Here is a 15,590-nt window from a genome sequence, read left to right as displayed (position 1 = left end):
TAACTCAAAACCACCACCCCATGTCCAAGATTATAGAAACTCACGAAATCAACAAAACCTATAAAATGGGCTTTGAAATCATTGAAGCTTTGAAGTCTATTTCTATAACTGTTGATCGTGGGGAATATGTAGCTTTCATGGGTCCCTCGGGTTCCGGAAAATCGACCTTAATGAACATTATTGGCTGCTTAGATACTCCAACATCTGGGACTTATATCCTAAATGATAAAGATGTCTCCCATATGAGTGAAAACGAGCTTGCTGAGATTCGTAATAAGGAAATTGGATTTGTATTTCAAACTTTTAACCTTTTACCAAGAGCGAGCTGTTTGGAAAATGTAGCCTTACCCCTCGTCTATGCGGGTTTTAGCAAATCTGAGCGTGAAGAGCGAGCTTTTCAAGCGCTTTCTAATGTAGGTCTTGGAGATCGGACAAAACATAGACCAAACGAGCTTTCTGGTGGACAAAGACAACGTGTGGCAATCGCAAGAGCCCTTGTAAATGATCCAAGTATCATTTTGGCAGATGAACCTACAGGTAATTTGGACTCTAAAACTTCCTACGACATCATGGAGCTTTTTCATGAGCTTCATTCAAAAGGCAATACTATAATTATGGTAACACACGAAGATGACATAGCACACTATGCACATCGTGTCGTGAGACTGAGAGATGGATTAGTAGAAACTGACACAATCAATCCAAATCCGACAAGAGGTGTAGCTATGCATACCTAATAATCCTCTTTTATTAAAATAGATTCTTATTTTTGCTTTTTGAAATAAGGATTAAAAATGAAAATATATACCAAGACTGGAGACCAAGGGATCACCTCATTATTGGGGGGTACTCGGGTACCCAAGTCAGATCTAAGAATTGATGCCTATGGAACTGTGGATGAGTTAAATTCATACATAGGTTTGCTAAGGGATCAAGAAGTGAATAAGGACCGTTCAGAACTTTTGAAAGAAATTCAAGACCGATTATTTACAATAGGTGCCGACCTGGCTACAGTGCCCGGAAAAGATAAAGTAAAAAAGCCCGACCTCCTCTCAGAAGATATTGAATTGTTAGAAAAGGAAATGGACCAAATGGAATTAAAACTTCCTCCTCTGACTGCTTTTATACTACCTGGAGGACATACAGCAGTTTCTTTCTGCCATCTAGCAAGAACTGTCTGTAGAAGAACCGAGCGAATCACAGTAGAATTAGCTTCTTTTGAGCCTGTTTCAGAACTAGTAATTCAATATCTTAATAGACTTTCCGATTATCTTTTTGTCTTAGGCAGAATGATGGCGCTTGAACTAGATGTAGAAGAAGTGACCTGGAAACCCAGAATTTAACAATAATACCTTGGCCGAAAGTCCATTAAATTTCAATTTCATGAAGACCACACTCGATTTCCCCGTTTCCAGAACAACAAACTCTAAATTAGCTTCAGTAGATTTTTCAAACTTGGTTTTTGGAAAAACAATTAGTGACCACATGTTTGTGGCGGATTACAAAAATGGAGAATGGACCGATTTGAGAATTGAGCCCTACGCACCATTACAATTGAGCCCTGCCAATGCAACACTTCACTATGGACAATCCATTTTTGAAGGAATGAAAGCCTATAAAAATTCAAATGGTGAGGTTATTGTCTTCAGAGGTGATGCAAACTGGAAAAGATTGAATGAGTCAGCACAGAGAATGTGCATGCCACAACTTCCGGAAGAAATCTTTATGGAAGGACTGACACAACTTCTTGATTTGGATCGGGCCTGGGTGCCTACAGCTAAAGGCGCTTCGCTTTATGTACGCCCGTTCATGTTTGCAACCGATGACTATATTGGAGTAAAACCTTCAGAGACTTATAAATTCATGATCTTCACTTGTCCTGTGGGGAATTACTACAGCAAGCCTGTAAGTGTCAAGGTAGAGACGACCTTTACAAGAGCTACTGAAGGTGGTACAGGAGCCGCAAAAACAGCAGGAAACTACGCTGCATCTTTATATCCTGCTCTTCAAGCCCAGAAATCAGGATATGATCAATTGCTTTGGACTGATGGGAAAAGTCATAGTAAAATCGAGGAAAGCGGAACGATGAATGTGATGTTTAAGATCGATGGAAAAATCATTACTGCACCGACTAATACAGGGACGATTTTGAAAGGAATAACCAGAGACTCTGTTATTCAATTGGCAAAGGATTGGAACGAACCATTGGAAGAGCGATTTCTAACTGTAAAGGAATTAGAATCTGCCCTGATAGAAGGAAGTTTGGAAGAGGCATTCGGAACTGGAACTGCTGCCACAATCGCTCATATCGAGCGCATAAATATCAACGGTAAGGATTATATTCTTCCTCAGAAAAGTGTAGATGCTTTTTCATTAAGGGTACTATCAGAATTGGATGGAATAAAATATGGAGAAATAGATGACACTCATAATTGGGTAATCAAAATCTAAAATCAAGCGAGAGTTACCCTCTCGCTTTTTTTATCATAAAATTCGAATTTCTTTTGTTGAGGTTTCATACTCTGTTCCATCCATCATTTTCAAGTGTATCGTAAAGATTTGCAGCTCACCAATGATATCTGGAGGACCTACTAAAACCAGATTGAACTTATCAAAATTAAAACTTTCTCTAAAAATCAGGTTGAATTCCTGAATTGATAGTAATTCACCTAAAACCTCAATTCCAAAAATTCGATTGGCTAAATCTCCTGTCTGTATTAAACTGGAATAATTTGAATTACTAAAAATAGCTAATTCTTTAATTCCAATTCGTGAGCCTAAATATCCAGGAGATGCGCAATCTAAAGCAAACAAAGTTCCATTTGGAGACAGATGATGCTCAGCAACACCTTTATACTGAAGACTTATCTGATAGCTTACATCAGACCATTTAGTTGGGTTTGAAGTAGAAATAGATTGTTGATTTTGCTTATTCAGAGCAGAACTAACTAGTTCAACAATTTCAAAATATGGAAGAACTTGGGGACATTCTTCTTCGTAACATGAAAAAATCACAGATGAAAAAAGTAATACCACCAAAAAAACTATTCCTTTTAAATTCATAGCTATAAAGTATTATTTTCACATGACGAAAACAAGATGGTTTGCTCAACTACCCCATATAAATGAAATACACTTTTAATTTTTCCAAAGAAGGTTGTTGCGCTTTTTTCAAAAGTCTTTCAATAGTCTGGTTTTCATTAACCATTCTATTTTCAGCAAATCTCTCTTTTTCACAATCAAAAGACTTTTTACTATTGAAAAGAGGTGCTAATCAAAAATCACAGATTCGATTTTATCCTGGAGAAGACATTACATATAAAAGTGATAAACTGGGTTATTTTATCACAGATCGAATTGTAAGTTTAGATAAAGATTTCATTTACTTAAGGGAAAACATTTTACGAATAGATAATATTAAAGAAATAGATATTCGAAGTAAAGACCCAAGAAACAGGACCTTAAGAAACTTAAATGCATTGATTTTGGGAGCTGGAGTCATTTTGATAAGTGTAGAATCAATCAATAGCATTTATCAGACAGAAAGCTTTTCGATAGACAAAGGAGTTGGAGTTACCTCCGCGATTTTAATAGGGACTGGTTTAGCTTTGCTTCCAGTCCGATATAAAACATTCAAAAACGAAGGCCGAAATAAAATTCAAATCATTCAAATGCGAATGGATAATTGAATCCAAGTAGCAAAAACAGATTTTTTTTCGGACTTTTGCAGCTTAATTTTAACCTAGACAGATGACTTCAGAACAACTGAAAGACTTGAAAGCCCGCACATCGGCTTTGAGGAGGTATCTTTGACTACGATCGTAAGAAAGTAGAAATCGAAGACTTTGAGGCCATTTCGGCCCAGCCAGAATTTTGGAACGATCCAGAAGCGGCAGAGAAAACAATGAAACAGATTCAAGCCAGAAAAGCTTGGACAAGTTCTTATGAGAACTTAGATCAAATCATTCAGGATCTAGATGTATTGTATGAATTCTACAATGCAGATGAGGTTACTGAGGAAGAGATCAAAGTGGAATTCAAGAAAGCACAAGCTGCTGTAGAAGAGTTGGAACTCAAAAAAATGCTTTCATCTGAGGAAGATCAGTTGAATGCAGTTCTTGAGATTAATCCAGGAGCAGGCGGAACAGAAAGTAACGATTGGGCATCAATCCTCATGCGAATGTATATCATGTGGGGTGAGAAGAATGGATATAAAGTCCGCGAAGTAGACGTACAACCAGGAGAAGTAGCGGGAATTAAATCTTGTACACTCGAATTCGAAGGTCCTTTAGCCTATGGATTTCTAAAGTCGGAAACTGGTGTTCACAGATTAGTGAGGATTTCCCCTTTTGATTCCGGCGGAAGAAGACATACTTCCTTTGCGTCTGTTTATGCTTATCCTGAAGTTGATGATTCAATCGAAATTGAAATCAACCCTGCGGATGTTGAGCTTCATACTTCAAGGTCGGGAGGAGCAGGTGGACAAAACGTAAACAAAGTGGAAACGAAAGTTCAGTTGACTCATAAACCAACAGGTATAGTGGTAGTTTGTCAGATAGAGCGGTCTCAACTTGCCAACCGAGAGAAAGCGATGCAGATGTTGAAATCACGTCTATATCAGATGGAGTTGGAAAAGCGAAATGCAGAAATAGCCAAAATCGAATCTTCCAAATTACGCGTGGACTTTGGTTCTCAGATCAGAAACTACGTCTTGCACCCTTATAAACTAGTCAAAGACAACCGTACAGGCCATGAGACATCTGATACCCAACACGTTTTAGATGGTGGGCTGAATGAATTTATGAAAGCATACCTCTTAGCGCAAAGCGAAGAACAGGCAAATAAAGACTAACCAACGATTGAGGCCGGATATTTCTCCGGCCTTTTTTCTTACTTTCGAAGGCGCTATGAGAATCCTCCCCTCCTTTTTTACACTCAATTTTTTTCTGCTTTGCCTCAGTTCTTTTCTTTTTTTCTCATCCTTTAACATGATTATTCCTGAGCTCCCAAATTATCTAACTAGCCTTGGCGGAGCAGAATATAAAGGATTGATTATAGCACTGTTCACGCTCTCAGCAGGATTATCAAGACCGTTCAGTGGAAAACTTGCTGATAAAATCGGTCGAATTCCCGTAATGATTTTCGGAGCATCAGTTTGCTTCGTCGTCAGCCTTCTCTATCCAGTACTTACGTTTGTGAGTGGATTCTTATTTCTTCGCTTCGCACATGGATTTTCAGCAGGATTTACGCCTACCGGAGTTTCTGCCTATGTAGCAGATATAGTTCCCTTTCAAAAGCGAGGGGAAGCAATGGGAATCCAATCGCTTTTTGGTTCGCTTGGTATGGCCGCCGGACCTGCAATTGGCGGATGGATTGCTACTTATTGGCCGATTGATTTTCTTTTCTATGTTTCTGCTTTTACAGCTATATTTTCAATTTTAATACTTGTCCGACTCAAAGAAACTTTAGAAGAAAAGGAGCCTCTTTCTTTAAAACTATTCAATTTGAAAAAAGATGAAATCATTGAAAAAAGAGTTCTTATTCCGTCATTAATTCTTTTTCTATCAGTCTTTTCTTTTGGAGTGGTATTGACAATTGTCCCTGATTTTTCTGAGTTTTTGGGAATCAAAAACAAGGGACTTTTCTTCGCTGTATTTACACTCTCCTCTTTAGGAATTCGTCTTTTGGCAGGAAAAACTTCTGATCGATTTGGAAGAGTCCCGGTAATGCGAGTAGCAAGTATCACCATGGTCTTGGCTATGGTTACTATCGCTTTTGCAGAGAGCAAACTTGCTTTAATGCTTTCAGGTGTATTATTTGGGTCAGCTGTCGGCATGTATAGTCCTACAACAGCCGCTTGGGTTATTGATTTATCTCTAGATAAATTCAGGGGAAGAGCACTTGCTACAATGTATATATTTCTGGAAGCAGGTATCGGAGTGGGAGCTATAGTTTCCGGATTCCTATATAATAATCAGTCAGAAAACTTCAGACTTGTATTCCTTTTTAGTGGTGGGATGGCATTTCTGGCTTTTATCGCTTTAATTTTTGTAAAGCGAGACAGAAAGCCAGAAATGCCACTTGGTTAATAACCTAAGTAATTACTTACTCTCGGGATAGCCAAGATAGACTTTTGCCGTCCATTGTAGTAGGTCACATTCTTCCCGTCAAACAAGGCTCCTTCTTCGAGCATGATTCGTACATCTTTATTCCACTCTTTGACAAAAACCACTGCATTCAACTCAATGGCATATCCAGTCATCGCATGTAGTGGAAAATCCCCAGCTCCTTTAGTGTCTCCTTGATTATCCCACATTCCAATAGTAGGACCTGCAGAATGACCGTAAAAGCCCAAAGGATGAGTATAGATGCTTCCTCTTAGTCCCTCGGCATCCATCATCTTTCTAGTTTCCCGAAGTATCTCATTTCCGGTTCTTCCTGAAACATAGTTTTGTGTTAACAAATCCTGGACACGATTCCCTGCTTTAAAAGCCTCTTGAAGGTACTTAGGAACCTCAGTTTCTCCAGCCTTAAGCACATAAGCAAGTTCCTGTGTATCTGTATTTAACCTCAAATAGGTAATCCCAAAATCGATATGAAGTAAATCTCCAGGCAGGATTACTGTCTCTGCAGCTTTTGTAGCAAAATTCCGATTTTGCTCATCGTTTGCAGGATCAGCACGCTGAATATCTACCGAAGGATGAAACCAAGTATCCAATTTCATTTCTTTTATCTTTTCTCGATACCACCAAACCACATCTTCTGTAGTCGTGACACCTGGCGTGATCACGCGCTCTGAAAGACCTTCTTGAATAATAAAATGCGCTATTTCTTGAATGTGCTTATATGTCGCCATTTCTGACGTGGTCCTAGTTTCTAACCATCTCACTGCCAAGGTTTGTGCAGAAGTTACATTTCCTTTCAAATTAGCAGGAAGGTATTCCATAAATGTCTGGTATTCATTTTGGGTCAATCCATCTGCATGTCCATAGTCCTTTGCATAGTTCAGACCAATTTTCTTTGGATTTTTCTCCGAAATCAGTTTCATCAAAGCATCCCATTGATCAGACTGTTCCTCAGGATTCCATGCTCTTTTGAATGCTTTCCCTACGTCATAACGTGCAACTGCGTAGGTTTCAACTGCTGAATTTGGAGAAGGTTGATACATCACCAAGATTGTTCGACGACGTGCTGCCATCCATGTAGGTGGAAGCAAAGTGCGAATCACTGGATCTTCATTGTATTCCCTAGAGATTACGACCCACATATCGATTCCTGTTTCAGTCATTAGCTGAGGAAGTAGATTTGTGATTCGTTCGTCCAACCAAGAATCAATCACTTCTGCTTGAGCTCGCTGACTTAAAACAGCTAAATCCTGGGCTTTAGCTGAAAGAAAAATAAATAGGAATAAGAAAAGGATTAGGGTTTGTTTCATTTTTTAAAAGACTTATTTGATCCTGAATATAAAAGAAAACTGAGAAACTATGAGTCAGTATTTTACTTAAGGTTGGGTGCAACTGCCAGCTCCACCGATTTTTCAATTGTCCTTTTACTTAAAATTTTAAATCTCAAGAAAAGGACTACAGCAGTAATACTTAGTCCTATCAGTAATCCGTACCAGATCCCCTCTGCACCAAATCCGAGTTCAAATGCCAAATAATAACCCAGTGGCAGACCCAAAACCCAATAGGCTATCAATGTGATGATGGTTGGAAACTGTACATCCTCCATACCTCTCAAAACTCCAAGCCCGACTACTTGGACTCCATCAGATAGCTGAAAAAGCCCAGCGATTACCAGTAATGAAGCCGAAATGGCTATTACCTCTGGATCATTGATGTAAAAAGTTGGAAGAAAATTACGAAGCCCTATAAAAATCAAAGCTGCAGAAAACATAAAGATTAAAACCATTCCAAATACGACCATGCCAGCTTCCTGCATTCCTTTTGGATTTCCTTTACCAATCTGATTACTCACTCTGATCATCCCTGCGGTGCTCAGCCCTGCTGCCATCATGTAGCTGATGGATGCTAAGTTTAGCGCAATTTGATGACCAGCCAATGCATTTACACCTATCCAGCCCATCATGATAGCTGCTGCACTAAAAGCACTCACCTCAAAAATATATTGAAACCCAGTTGGCAACCCTATTTTCAAAATTCGATTGATCATGTAAAACCGAAGTTTCTTTATTCCCCACTGCAAGTTGAAAATCTTATATCTATTCGAACGACTTATGTACCAACCCATCATTAGCGGCATTAAAATCCTGGAAATCAATGTTGCAATTCCTGCTCCGTTTAATCCAAGTTCAGGAGCTCCAAGTTCACCATAAATCAAAACCCAATTCAAAAAGACATTTACCAGATTACAAAAAATGGTAACATACATCGCTTGCTTGGTTTGAGATAAGCCTTCCGCAAATTGCTTAAAGGTCTGAAAAATCATAAACGGAAACAGCGAAGCTGTAATGATAAATAAATAAGGAATGGTCAAGGTCACAACTTCCTCTGGTTGATCTAGAAAATGGAGGCCTTGAGAGAGCATGAAAATCACAACTATCAAAACTATAGCTGTAAAGATGTTGATCCACATTCCATGCTGAAATAGATGGGAAATTCTTTTGTTTTTGCCTTTACCTTCTGCTATAGAAATTAAAGGTGTAATCCCCATTGAGACCCCCATTCCAAACATCAACAACACAAAAAATATACTATTCCCCAATGAAGCAGCAGCAAGAGGAACTGCCCCAAGTCTTCCGACCATCATACTATCTGCTACTCCTACTAAAACCTGCCCCAACTGACTTAGGACAACTGGAAATGCAAGAGTAAATGTGATTTTGAAATGCTCTTTGATAGTCATCTTAATATCCTAAAATCCTGGCGGCCTTAAAGATACCAGCGAGGCTGATACCATCCGTAATCTCCCCTCTCATTGCCATTTCTAATACATCTTTGAAGGGAAGTTTTTTGACTTGAAGAATCTCTGTATCCTCAAATTCTGTTTCACCTGGAGTAAGTTCTTCCGCTAAGTAAACGATTCCCACCTCGTCAGTTACAGAGTTTGATGTATGTATTTTCAATAGCTCTGTCCATTTATCTGCAGTCAATCCTGTCTCCTCTTTTAATTCGCGTTTTGCACTTTCCAAAAAATCTAAGCCTATCAGACCGCCTCCCATGGGGATTTCCCATGAATATTCATTCAAAGAATATCGATATTGCCCTATCAGCCATGTGTTCTCCTCCGAATCAATGGGAATTATTCCCATAGCTCGATTCTTAAAATGCACTGTTCCGTAAATCCCGTCCTTTCCTGCAGGATTAATCACCTCATGTTCTTCTACTTTAATCCATGGATTTTCATAGATCAATTTTGAAGTATTAGTTTTCCAGGGATTTTGTTCCATTTTTAATCAAAAAAAAAGGGCGACTTACGCCACCCTTACTTTATTAATTTTCTAATTATGCAGGTATTGGCATTACTTTCGAATCCTTGAAAGTAGAAAGAATAACCATGGATTGCATGGAATCCACCTCTCTGATTTCAGAAACTTTTTCAAGCATCAATTTCTGATAGGCTGTAATATCTTTTGCTATGATTTTCAAAATAAAATCACCTGTACCAGTAATGTGATGACATTCAATTACCTCAGGAATCAAGTTGATTTCCTTCATAAAGGCATCTATGTTTCCTTTGTTATGTCCTATCAAGCTTACCAACACAAAAGTGCTCACGCCAAGTCCGATTTTTTCCGGATCAAGTTTGGCATGATAGCTTTTTATTATTCCAGATTGCTCGAGTTTCTTGACACGCTCCAATGTAGGAGCAGGAGACAAGCCAATGTCTTTTGACAATTGAGCATTTGTAATTTTCGCGTTCGCTTGCAGGATCTCTAGAATCCTCCGATCAATCTTATCGAATTTAATTCTTAAGCTATTATCCATGATCTCTTGCATTGACAAAATTTTATATTGTGCAAATTTAATATAATTGATGATTGTTTTAAACCATTCATCAGAATTTTGGAAATGAAATTCAAAATTTTCTAAACACTTATCGGGTTTTTGGCAAAGATTACCTCTAATTTATCTTATAGCCTTAGAAAAATTCAAATTTTCTCCTGTTGTAAGCTTTAAAAACGTCCAAAAAGGAATTAAAGTTTATTCTTTTTCAAATATTCCCGAGCGGCCACATGGGAAGGGTGTTTCCGCTTCGCATATTTCTTCACTTCTTTAAAGTAATTTTTTGCTTGTGCTTTATTTCCTTCCTCCATAGCTAATATCCCAAGCTGGACTAATGAGTGAAGGTAATATCCACTTTCCTGAGATTCTGATTCTTCTCCATAAGAGATCGTTTTCTGGTAATACTTCTTAGCTTCTTTAACATCTCCTGTTCGGTCATAATATTCAGCAATGAAAAAGGCTGCATATCGGCCACTATTCGATTCATAGCCAGTTTGCTTTGCATCTATACGGTCGAGGATCTCAAAAGACTGTTTAACTGATTCATTCCAGCGACCAACTGTATATAAATGTCTTGCATAAGATCTATGGAAATAGGGATTATTTGGGAACTTGGTATTCAAATATTCAGAAATTTGAAGCGCTTCGTAAGGCTTCTTTTCTTCAGAGGCATAAAGCCGAAATAGAAAATATTGTGCCTCAACCCTCGTATAAAAAGCATTTGTGGCGACTTCTTCTAACTGTTGAAGCCCCAATTGCTTATTTCCTTTTGGGAATAATGCCATAACTGGCTTCAAGAGTGGATAATTTTCTGGAATCCAAACTGAGAAATAATTAAAAAGTGCATCCCCTAACAGCAACTCCGGATTAAATTCAGCTTCCCCCCTACTTAATTCCATATACTTGAGTGCATTCCTTCCAGCCCAAGCAGCTTTTGTCCAACTTTTTCGCTCAGAATAAAGCCTTCCTTGGAATCCATACCCTGCTGCTAGGAAGAATGCTGCCTCTTTATTTGTCTTATCATCATCATACATGAATTGGGCTTTTTCAATAGCCAAATCCAAATATTTCAAGAATGACTTATCATAAGTTTCTTTGGTGACATCAACTTCAATTCGCCACCAATATCCCAATGCAACCAAAAAATATGGAAGAGGGTGCTCCGGATACTGATTTGCAATTACCGCAAAATCCCGCTCTGCAACCGGAAAGTTGAAGTCATACATACTGTTAATGGACTTAGTAATTCGGTATTGCAATCCCTTATCAAGCAGTAAATACTTACTGGGGGGATTGATCATGGAATCCTGTAAGGCATTTTGTGCCTGGACTTCAATTCCAATCCCCAATTGGGTAAATAAAATAATGACCAATACTACGATTGAACGCATTTTATAATATTTAATTCAAGTTCAAAATTAGATTTAATCCCAAACAAAATTTTAGATTTGATTAAGATTCATCTTAAAATGGCAAAACCACTTTCTCCAGAAGGACAACGATTAAAAGAGTTAATTGATTTTGACAAAAGACTCTATTTTCTGGTTTTAGTCCTTTTACTATTGGTTATCAGGTATCTTACCAACACATTTATTCTCGAAGCCATTCCAAATTATCAGGAACTCGAAGCAAAAGGTGATTTTATGTTTTTCCATATTTTTTCTTTTGCGAATTACCTTTGGACGCCATTTGGACTACTTTGGAAATTCACAGTCATTGCGTTTCTCTTTTGGGTTGGGGGATTTATGGTAGGATTTAAAGTTCCCTATAAAGAACTCTGGCAATTTGCTTTAGTAGCCGAATTAGTTTTTGTATTTCCTGAACTTATTCGACTTCTGGTATATTTAGCACCAGATTCAGGAGTTTCATATTTGGAGATTCAAGAATATCGTCCACTTTCACTTTTGCAATTATTAGGACCAGAAAACATTGATAAGCAATACAGGTATGCTTTAGCCAGCATCAATATATTTGAAGTGATTTACGGAATTGTCTGGATGTATGGTTTTCATATGATTAGCCGAAGGTCCATGGGAGAATCTGCGCTTGTCACACTAGTGAGTTATTTCTTCCCACTTGTCATTTGGTTGACATGGTACGTGATGGTCTATAGAGGCTAAGTTCAGACTGATTTAGATTTTGCACTGCATTTTTTTGAGCAATATTTCACGCTTTCCCAATTCTTCTCCCATTTTTTTCTCCAAGAGAAAGGACGATTACAAACCGTACAGATTTTACTTGGGAGATTTTGTTTTTTTACATTTTTCATGACCAGCGTTTGGAGTTAGTATGCTTTGCTAAAATTCGTTTCGCTTCCTTTAATACTTCCGGGTCTTTCTGGGCCGCCCATATTGATTCCCTTGCTAAAGCTCCCTCCATTTCTATGGAGACAATTGGTTTAGGATAATTTAAACCAATTTTCACTCTAAATAATTGCTGTTCCATTTCTGATAATTCCCAAGGCTTATGGATTAGATTTGAAGGAATTTCAGAAAGTTCAGGAACCCATTTTTTTATAAAGATTCCATCTGGATCATGATCTTGAGATTGCTTGATTGGATTATATATTCTAACGGTATTTATTCCTGTCACACCAGCTTGCATCTGAAGCTGCGGATAATGGATTCCGGGTTCAAAATCCAAAAACATCCGAGCTAAATGATTTGATCCAACTTTCCAATATTGACTCAAATGATGCGTAAGAAAAGAAACCAGCATGGCCCTCATTCTGAAATTTAGATATCCAGTCTGAATAAGACATCGCATACAAGCATCAACAATTGGAATTCCGGTTTCTCCCTTTTCCCAAGCTTCAATTACTATTGGGTTAGCTTTGTTTTGGAATTTTTCAAATCCTCGATTAATAGATCCAAATTCCATGCTGCATTCCATTTCGAATTTTTGGATAAAATGGCAATGCCAATGTAAACGAGATTGAAAATTAGCAATCGCTTGAAGATTTTTTCCTTTTGTTACTTCTACCTCTGCATGTTGGAATACTTGTCTAATCGAAAGACAACCCCATGCGAAATAAGGTGAGAGACGACTACAACTTCTTCTGCTTAATTCTGGCTTACTAATATGTCTACTGTAGTTTTTCACTCTATCCTTAAAAAAACTTTCTAGGTATTTTTTCCCATTTAAAGTACCTCCAGGCTGCATTAGTGGATTAGCGCTTCCTAAAGATTTTAAAAATGGTTTTGAATCAAACTTTGATTCAATCGATTTTTCTATTTGAATAAATGAAGCCGAAAGAAAGTCTGGATTCTGAATTTTACTTTTGACATGGGCAAACCAGTAATTATTCCATCGCTCCCTATTTTTTCTACCACGCTCCACCCCTTGTTGGGAGAACTCAAACCATGGAATGCTTTTATCTTTCAAAAGAGTGGAGACGAATTTATCACGATCGTAAGTGATTTTGATCCCTGTCTCCTGATGAGAATAGACAGAACGGATGTCATACTTTTCAGTCAGATGCTCAATAATCTTTGGTACTTCACCAAATAGCGTGGTCACTTTTCCCCCAAAAGGAAAAAGTGTTTTATTCATGTCCTGAATGCTTTGCAAAACAAATCGCCAATGCCTACTGTCACTTTGAGGAGCAGCGATTAGACTTGGTTCAAAGACAAAAAGTAAAAGAATTGGAAGACCAGACTTAATTGCCTCCGAAAGAGGCTCGTGGTCTTCGCACCTTAAGTCCCTTTTTAACCAAACTAGTGAGATTTTTTCCACTATTGATAAACTTTAGATCCCAATCAAAGTTTTGATATTATGAAAATACTTAAAGCATTATCGATTGAGGAAATAGATCGGATTGTAGAAATGGCTTGGGAAGACAGGACTCCTTTCGACGCGATTGAAGTGCAATTTGGGATCAATGAGTCTCAAGTAATTCAACTCATGCGCAAAAACATGAAAGAGAGTTCATTCAAAATGTGGAGAGCCCGGGTTCAAGGAAGGAAAACGAAACACAGACATAAAAGTCCTGAAGAAATGGACACTTTTAAATCACGAATGCAACGTGGAATTGCTCTGAATAAAATTTCTAAGCGATAAAAAAAGCGGACCAATAGGCCCGCTTGAGTTATAAACTATGCTATGTTTTTAGACTGTTTCAAAAGGCCAACTCATTATTCCGCCTTTGAGATTTTTTACTTTTTCAAAGCCTAAATCACCCATGATTTCGCAGGCTTGACCACTTCTATTACCACTTCGACAATAAACTAAATACGTTTTATCTTTTGGCAAATTCTTCACTTGGTTTGAGAAATCACTTGACATAATATCAAGATTTCTGGCGCCTCTTATTTTTCCACCAGCAAATTCACCTGCCGATCTGACATCAATAATTACAGTATTCGGTTGGATCATCAGATCATGAAATTCACCTGAAGGAATATCTTGGTAATTTTTCGGGGTTGTTTTGAAGAAATTTAACATGGCTTTTGAATTTTTATTTACACAAAATTAATTGAACAAAAGCTTTTTTACAGTAATAAAAGTCACCTAATCAAGACTTTACTTCACTAGGCTTGAACTTAAGAATAATGAGCCGACCTAATAAAATCCATGGAAAACCATGAAGAAGAAGATCTCCCCAGTCAATTAATTTCATCCCATTGGCTCCACCTGCGACCCATTTGATTTTGCCCCAGATATGTGGTTCTGGAAAAAAGGGGGCTAAGCCTAACCATGCACACATGATCAACACTAAACCCCAATTATTCAGAGGATTCTTAGCTATTTTTGTTTCTTTGTTGACCATGGATAGGTGATTTGTGACCAAAAGGTTTGTGGAAATTCTTCAATTTTTTCAAACCCAAGGGGCTCATTTTTTCCCGAATTAGGAACGTATGCAGTGCCAAATAAGTAATCCCAAAGACTGAGGGTAATGCCATAATTCACACCATGACTTCCTTCGGGGAGATGCTTGGCATGATGCCAAGTATGCATTACCGGATTATTCAAAATGTATTTTAAAGGCCCATAAGTGAGCTTAATATTGGCATGATTGAGATGCCCGATTGCTATCGTGAAAATATGCAATACAAAGAAATCATCCAGCCCAAATCCAATCATTGACAAAGGAATATATTGGATTGATTTATAAATAATCGTCTCCATCCAATGATATCTTAGGTGAGCTGCAAAACCCATTTCCTCAACCGAATGATGAACTTTATGAAACTCCCAAAGCCAAGGGCTACTATGAAGTAATCGATGTACATTCCACTGGATAAAATCTGCAATTACAAACATTAGCAGAAATTGACCCCAGATCGGCCAGCTATTTACTTCTATTGCAACAAGATTCCTTATTCCAAACGAAGCTAAGAAATCATTAAATGCAGCCACAAAAACATTTGAGAGCGAATTATAAATTATAAGTGAAAAAAGGAAAAAGTTGAAAAACATATAGAATGCATCCAACCAAAAATCCTTTCTAAAGGCTGATTTTCGTTCGCGCCAAGGAAATATCAACTCTAATCCCCAAACTACAACAGATAATCCTATCAGCCACCAAAAGTAGCTATGCCAAGAAGGATGGAGTATTTCGGTTTTCAGATAATCCCAATAACCATAATATCCATCCAGTGCAATTTTTATGTATTTATTCAAAGC

General features: G+C 37.9%; 19 protein-coding genes. 8 read left to right on the top strand and 11 right to left on the bottom strand.

The window, feature by feature from the left end; translation table 11 throughout:
- Positions 1 to 20: 20 nt before the first annotated feature.
- From P8O16_RS05655 to P8O16_RS05645, 3 genes are read left to right on the top strand one after another with little or no spacing between them, the layout of a single operon-like run.
- Positions 21 to 737 carry an ABC transporter ATP-binding protein gene (locus P8O16_RS05655; RefSeq protein WP_300311750.1) on the top strand — a complete coding sequence of 239 codons (717 nt, stop codon included), beginning with the start codon at positions 21 to 23 and terminating at the stop codon, positions 735 to 737.
- A 57-nt stretch (positions 738 to 794) separates the two neighbouring features.
- A complete protein-coding gene (locus P8O16_RS05650; RefSeq protein ID WP_300311747.1) occupies positions 795 to 1,343 on the top strand; it encodes a cob(I)yrinic acid a,c-diamide adenosyltransferase in 549 nt (182 codons plus the stop codon).
- A 40-nt stretch (positions 1,344 to 1,383) separates the two neighbouring features.
- Entirely contained in the window at positions 1,384 to 2,451 is a 1,068-nt protein-coding gene (locus P8O16_RS05645; RefSeq protein ID WP_300311744.1) for a branched-chain amino acid aminotransferase, read from the top strand.
- Between the two features lie 33 nt (positions 2,452 to 2,484).
- Here P8O16_RS05645 and P8O16_RS05640 read toward each other — a convergent pair whose 3' ends face one another.
- A complete protein-coding gene (locus P8O16_RS05640) occupies positions 2,485 to 3,063 on the bottom strand; it encodes a hypothetical protein (protein ID WP_300311741.1) in 579 nt (192 codons plus the stop codon).
- Positions 3,064 to 3,125: 62 nt separating this feature from the next.
- On the opposite strand from P8O16_RS05640, the gene P8O16_RS05635 reads away from it, so the two are divergent.
- From P8O16_RS05635 to P8O16_RS05625, 3 genes are all read left to right on the top strand, one after another.
- Entirely contained in the window at positions 3,126 to 3,689 is a 564-nt protein-coding gene (locus tag P8O16_RS05635) for a hypothetical protein (RefSeq protein ID WP_300311738.1), read from the top strand.
- 61 nt (positions 3,690 to 3,750) lie between these two features.
- Positions 3,751 to 4,852, top strand: a protein-coding gene (gene prfB / locus P8O16_RS05630) for a peptide chain release factor 2 (protein ID WP_300311736.1) whose coding sequence is annotated in 2 segments (ribosomal slippage) — positions 3,751 to 3,810 and positions 3,812 to 4,852 — 1,101 coding nt in all. Because the reading frame shifts where the segments join, the coding sequence is not laid out codon by codon here.
- 55 nt (positions 4,853 to 4,907) lie between these two features.
- Complete coding sequence (locus P8O16_RS05625) at positions 4,908 to 6,089, top strand: MFS transporter (protein WP_300311733.1); 1,182 nt, start codon at positions 4,908 to 4,910, stop codon at positions 6,087 to 6,089.
- Here the strand turns inward: P8O16_RS05625 and P8O16_RS05620 are convergent.
- The 5 genes from P8O16_RS05620 to P8O16_RS05600 all read right to left on the bottom strand — a co-directional run bounded on the left by P8O16_RS05620 (position 6,086) and on the right by P8O16_RS05600 (position 11,356).
- On the bottom strand, positions 6,086 to 7,435 hold the full coding sequence (locus P8O16_RS05620) for a M24 family metallopeptidase (RefSeq protein ID WP_300311730.1): 1,350 nt from the start codon (positions 7,433 to 7,435) through the stop codon (positions 6,086 to 6,088). The genes P8O16_RS05625 and P8O16_RS05620 overlap by 4 nt on opposite strands.
- Positions 7,436 to 7,497: 62 nt before the next feature.
- Positions 7,498 to 8,865, bottom strand: a complete 1,368-nt coding sequence (locus P8O16_RS05615; protein WP_300311729.1) for an MATE family efflux transporter — start codon at positions 8,863 to 8,865, stop codon at positions 7,498 to 7,500.
- A gap of 1 nt (position 8,866) precedes the next feature.
- Complete coding sequence (locus P8O16_RS05610) at positions 8,867 to 9,409, bottom strand: NUDIX hydrolase (RefSeq protein ID WP_300311726.1); 543 nt, start codon at positions 9,407 to 9,409, stop codon at positions 8,867 to 8,869.
- Positions 9,410 to 9,464: 55 nt separating this feature from the next.
- A complete protein-coding gene (locus P8O16_RS05605) occupies positions 9,465 to 9,947 on the bottom strand; it encodes an Lrp/AsnC family transcriptional regulator (protein WP_075350942.1) in 483 nt (160 codons plus the stop codon).
- 209 nt (positions 9,948 to 10,156) lie between these two features.
- Positions 10,157 to 11,356, bottom strand: coding sequence for a tol-pal system protein YbgF (locus P8O16_RS05600; protein ID WP_300311720.1), 1,200 nt, complete (start codon positions 11,354 to 11,356; stop codon positions 10,157 to 10,159).
- A 78-nt stretch (positions 11,357 to 11,434) separates the two neighbouring features.
- On the opposite strand from P8O16_RS05600, the gene P8O16_RS05595 reads away from it, so the two are divergent.
- On the top strand, positions 11,435 to 12,085 hold the full coding sequence (locus P8O16_RS05595; protein ID WP_300311717.1) for a sulfate ABC transporter permease: 651 nt from the start codon (positions 11,435 to 11,437) through the stop codon (positions 12,083 to 12,085).
- A 2-nt stretch (positions 12,086 to 12,087) separates the two neighbouring features.
- Here the strand turns inward: P8O16_RS05595 and P8O16_RS05590 are convergent, their stop codons facing one another.
- Both P8O16_RS05590 and P8O16_RS05585 read right to left on the bottom strand, forming a co-directional pair.
- The gene (locus P8O16_RS05590) at positions 12,088 to 12,234 is read right to left on the bottom strand and encodes a DUF2256 domain-containing protein (RefSeq protein WP_300311714.1); all 147 of its coding nucleotides are present in this window, start codon (positions 12,232 to 12,234) and stop codon (positions 12,088 to 12,090) included.
- Positions 12,231 to 13,700: a cryptochrome/deoxyribodipyrimidine photo-lyase family protein gene (locus tag P8O16_RS05585; RefSeq protein WP_300311711.1), complete on the bottom strand. Its 1,470-nt coding sequence runs from the start codon at positions 13,698 to 13,700 to the stop codon at positions 12,231 to 12,233. Before P8O16_RS05585 ends, P8O16_RS05590 begins: the two co-directional genes overlap by 4 nt.
- Before the next feature lie 39 nt (positions 13,701 to 13,739).
- Here P8O16_RS05585 and P8O16_RS05580 point away from each other — a divergent pair, with 39 nt between their 5' ends.
- Positions 13,740 to 14,024 carry a TIGR03643 family protein gene (locus P8O16_RS05580; protein ID WP_300311709.1) on the top strand — a complete coding sequence of 95 codons (285 nt, stop codon included), beginning with the start codon at positions 13,740 to 13,742 and terminating at the stop codon, positions 14,022 to 14,024.
- Between the two features lie 48 nt (positions 14,025 to 14,072).
- Here the strand turns inward: P8O16_RS05580 and P8O16_RS05575 are convergent, their stop codons facing one another.
- From P8O16_RS05575 to P8O16_RS05565, 3 genes are all read right to left on the bottom strand, one after another.
- On the bottom strand, positions 14,073 to 14,408 hold the full coding sequence (locus tag P8O16_RS05575; protein WP_300311706.1) for a rhodanese-like domain-containing protein: 336 nt from the start codon (positions 14,406 to 14,408) through the stop codon (positions 14,073 to 14,075).
- A 70-nt stretch (positions 14,409 to 14,478) separates the two neighbouring features.
- Positions 14,479 to 14,733: a hypothetical protein gene (locus P8O16_RS05570; RefSeq protein ID WP_300311703.1), complete on the bottom strand. Its 255-nt coding sequence runs from the start codon at positions 14,731 to 14,733 to the stop codon at positions 14,479 to 14,481.
- Positions 14,709 to 15,587, bottom strand: a complete 879-nt coding sequence (locus tag P8O16_RS05565; protein WP_300311700.1) for a sterol desaturase family protein — start codon at positions 15,585 to 15,587, stop codon at positions 14,709 to 14,711. Before P8O16_RS05565 ends, P8O16_RS05570 begins: the two co-directional genes overlap by 25 nt.
- Positions 15,588 to 15,590: the final 3 nt, after the last annotated feature.

The organism is Algoriphagus sp. (assembly GCF_029254265.1).
GTDB lineage: Bacteria > Bacteroidota > Bacteroidia > Cytophagales > Cyclobacteriaceae > Algoriphagus.
Note: the sequence above shows the minus strand (reverse complement) of the source record. Positions and strands in the feature narration are given on the sequence as shown.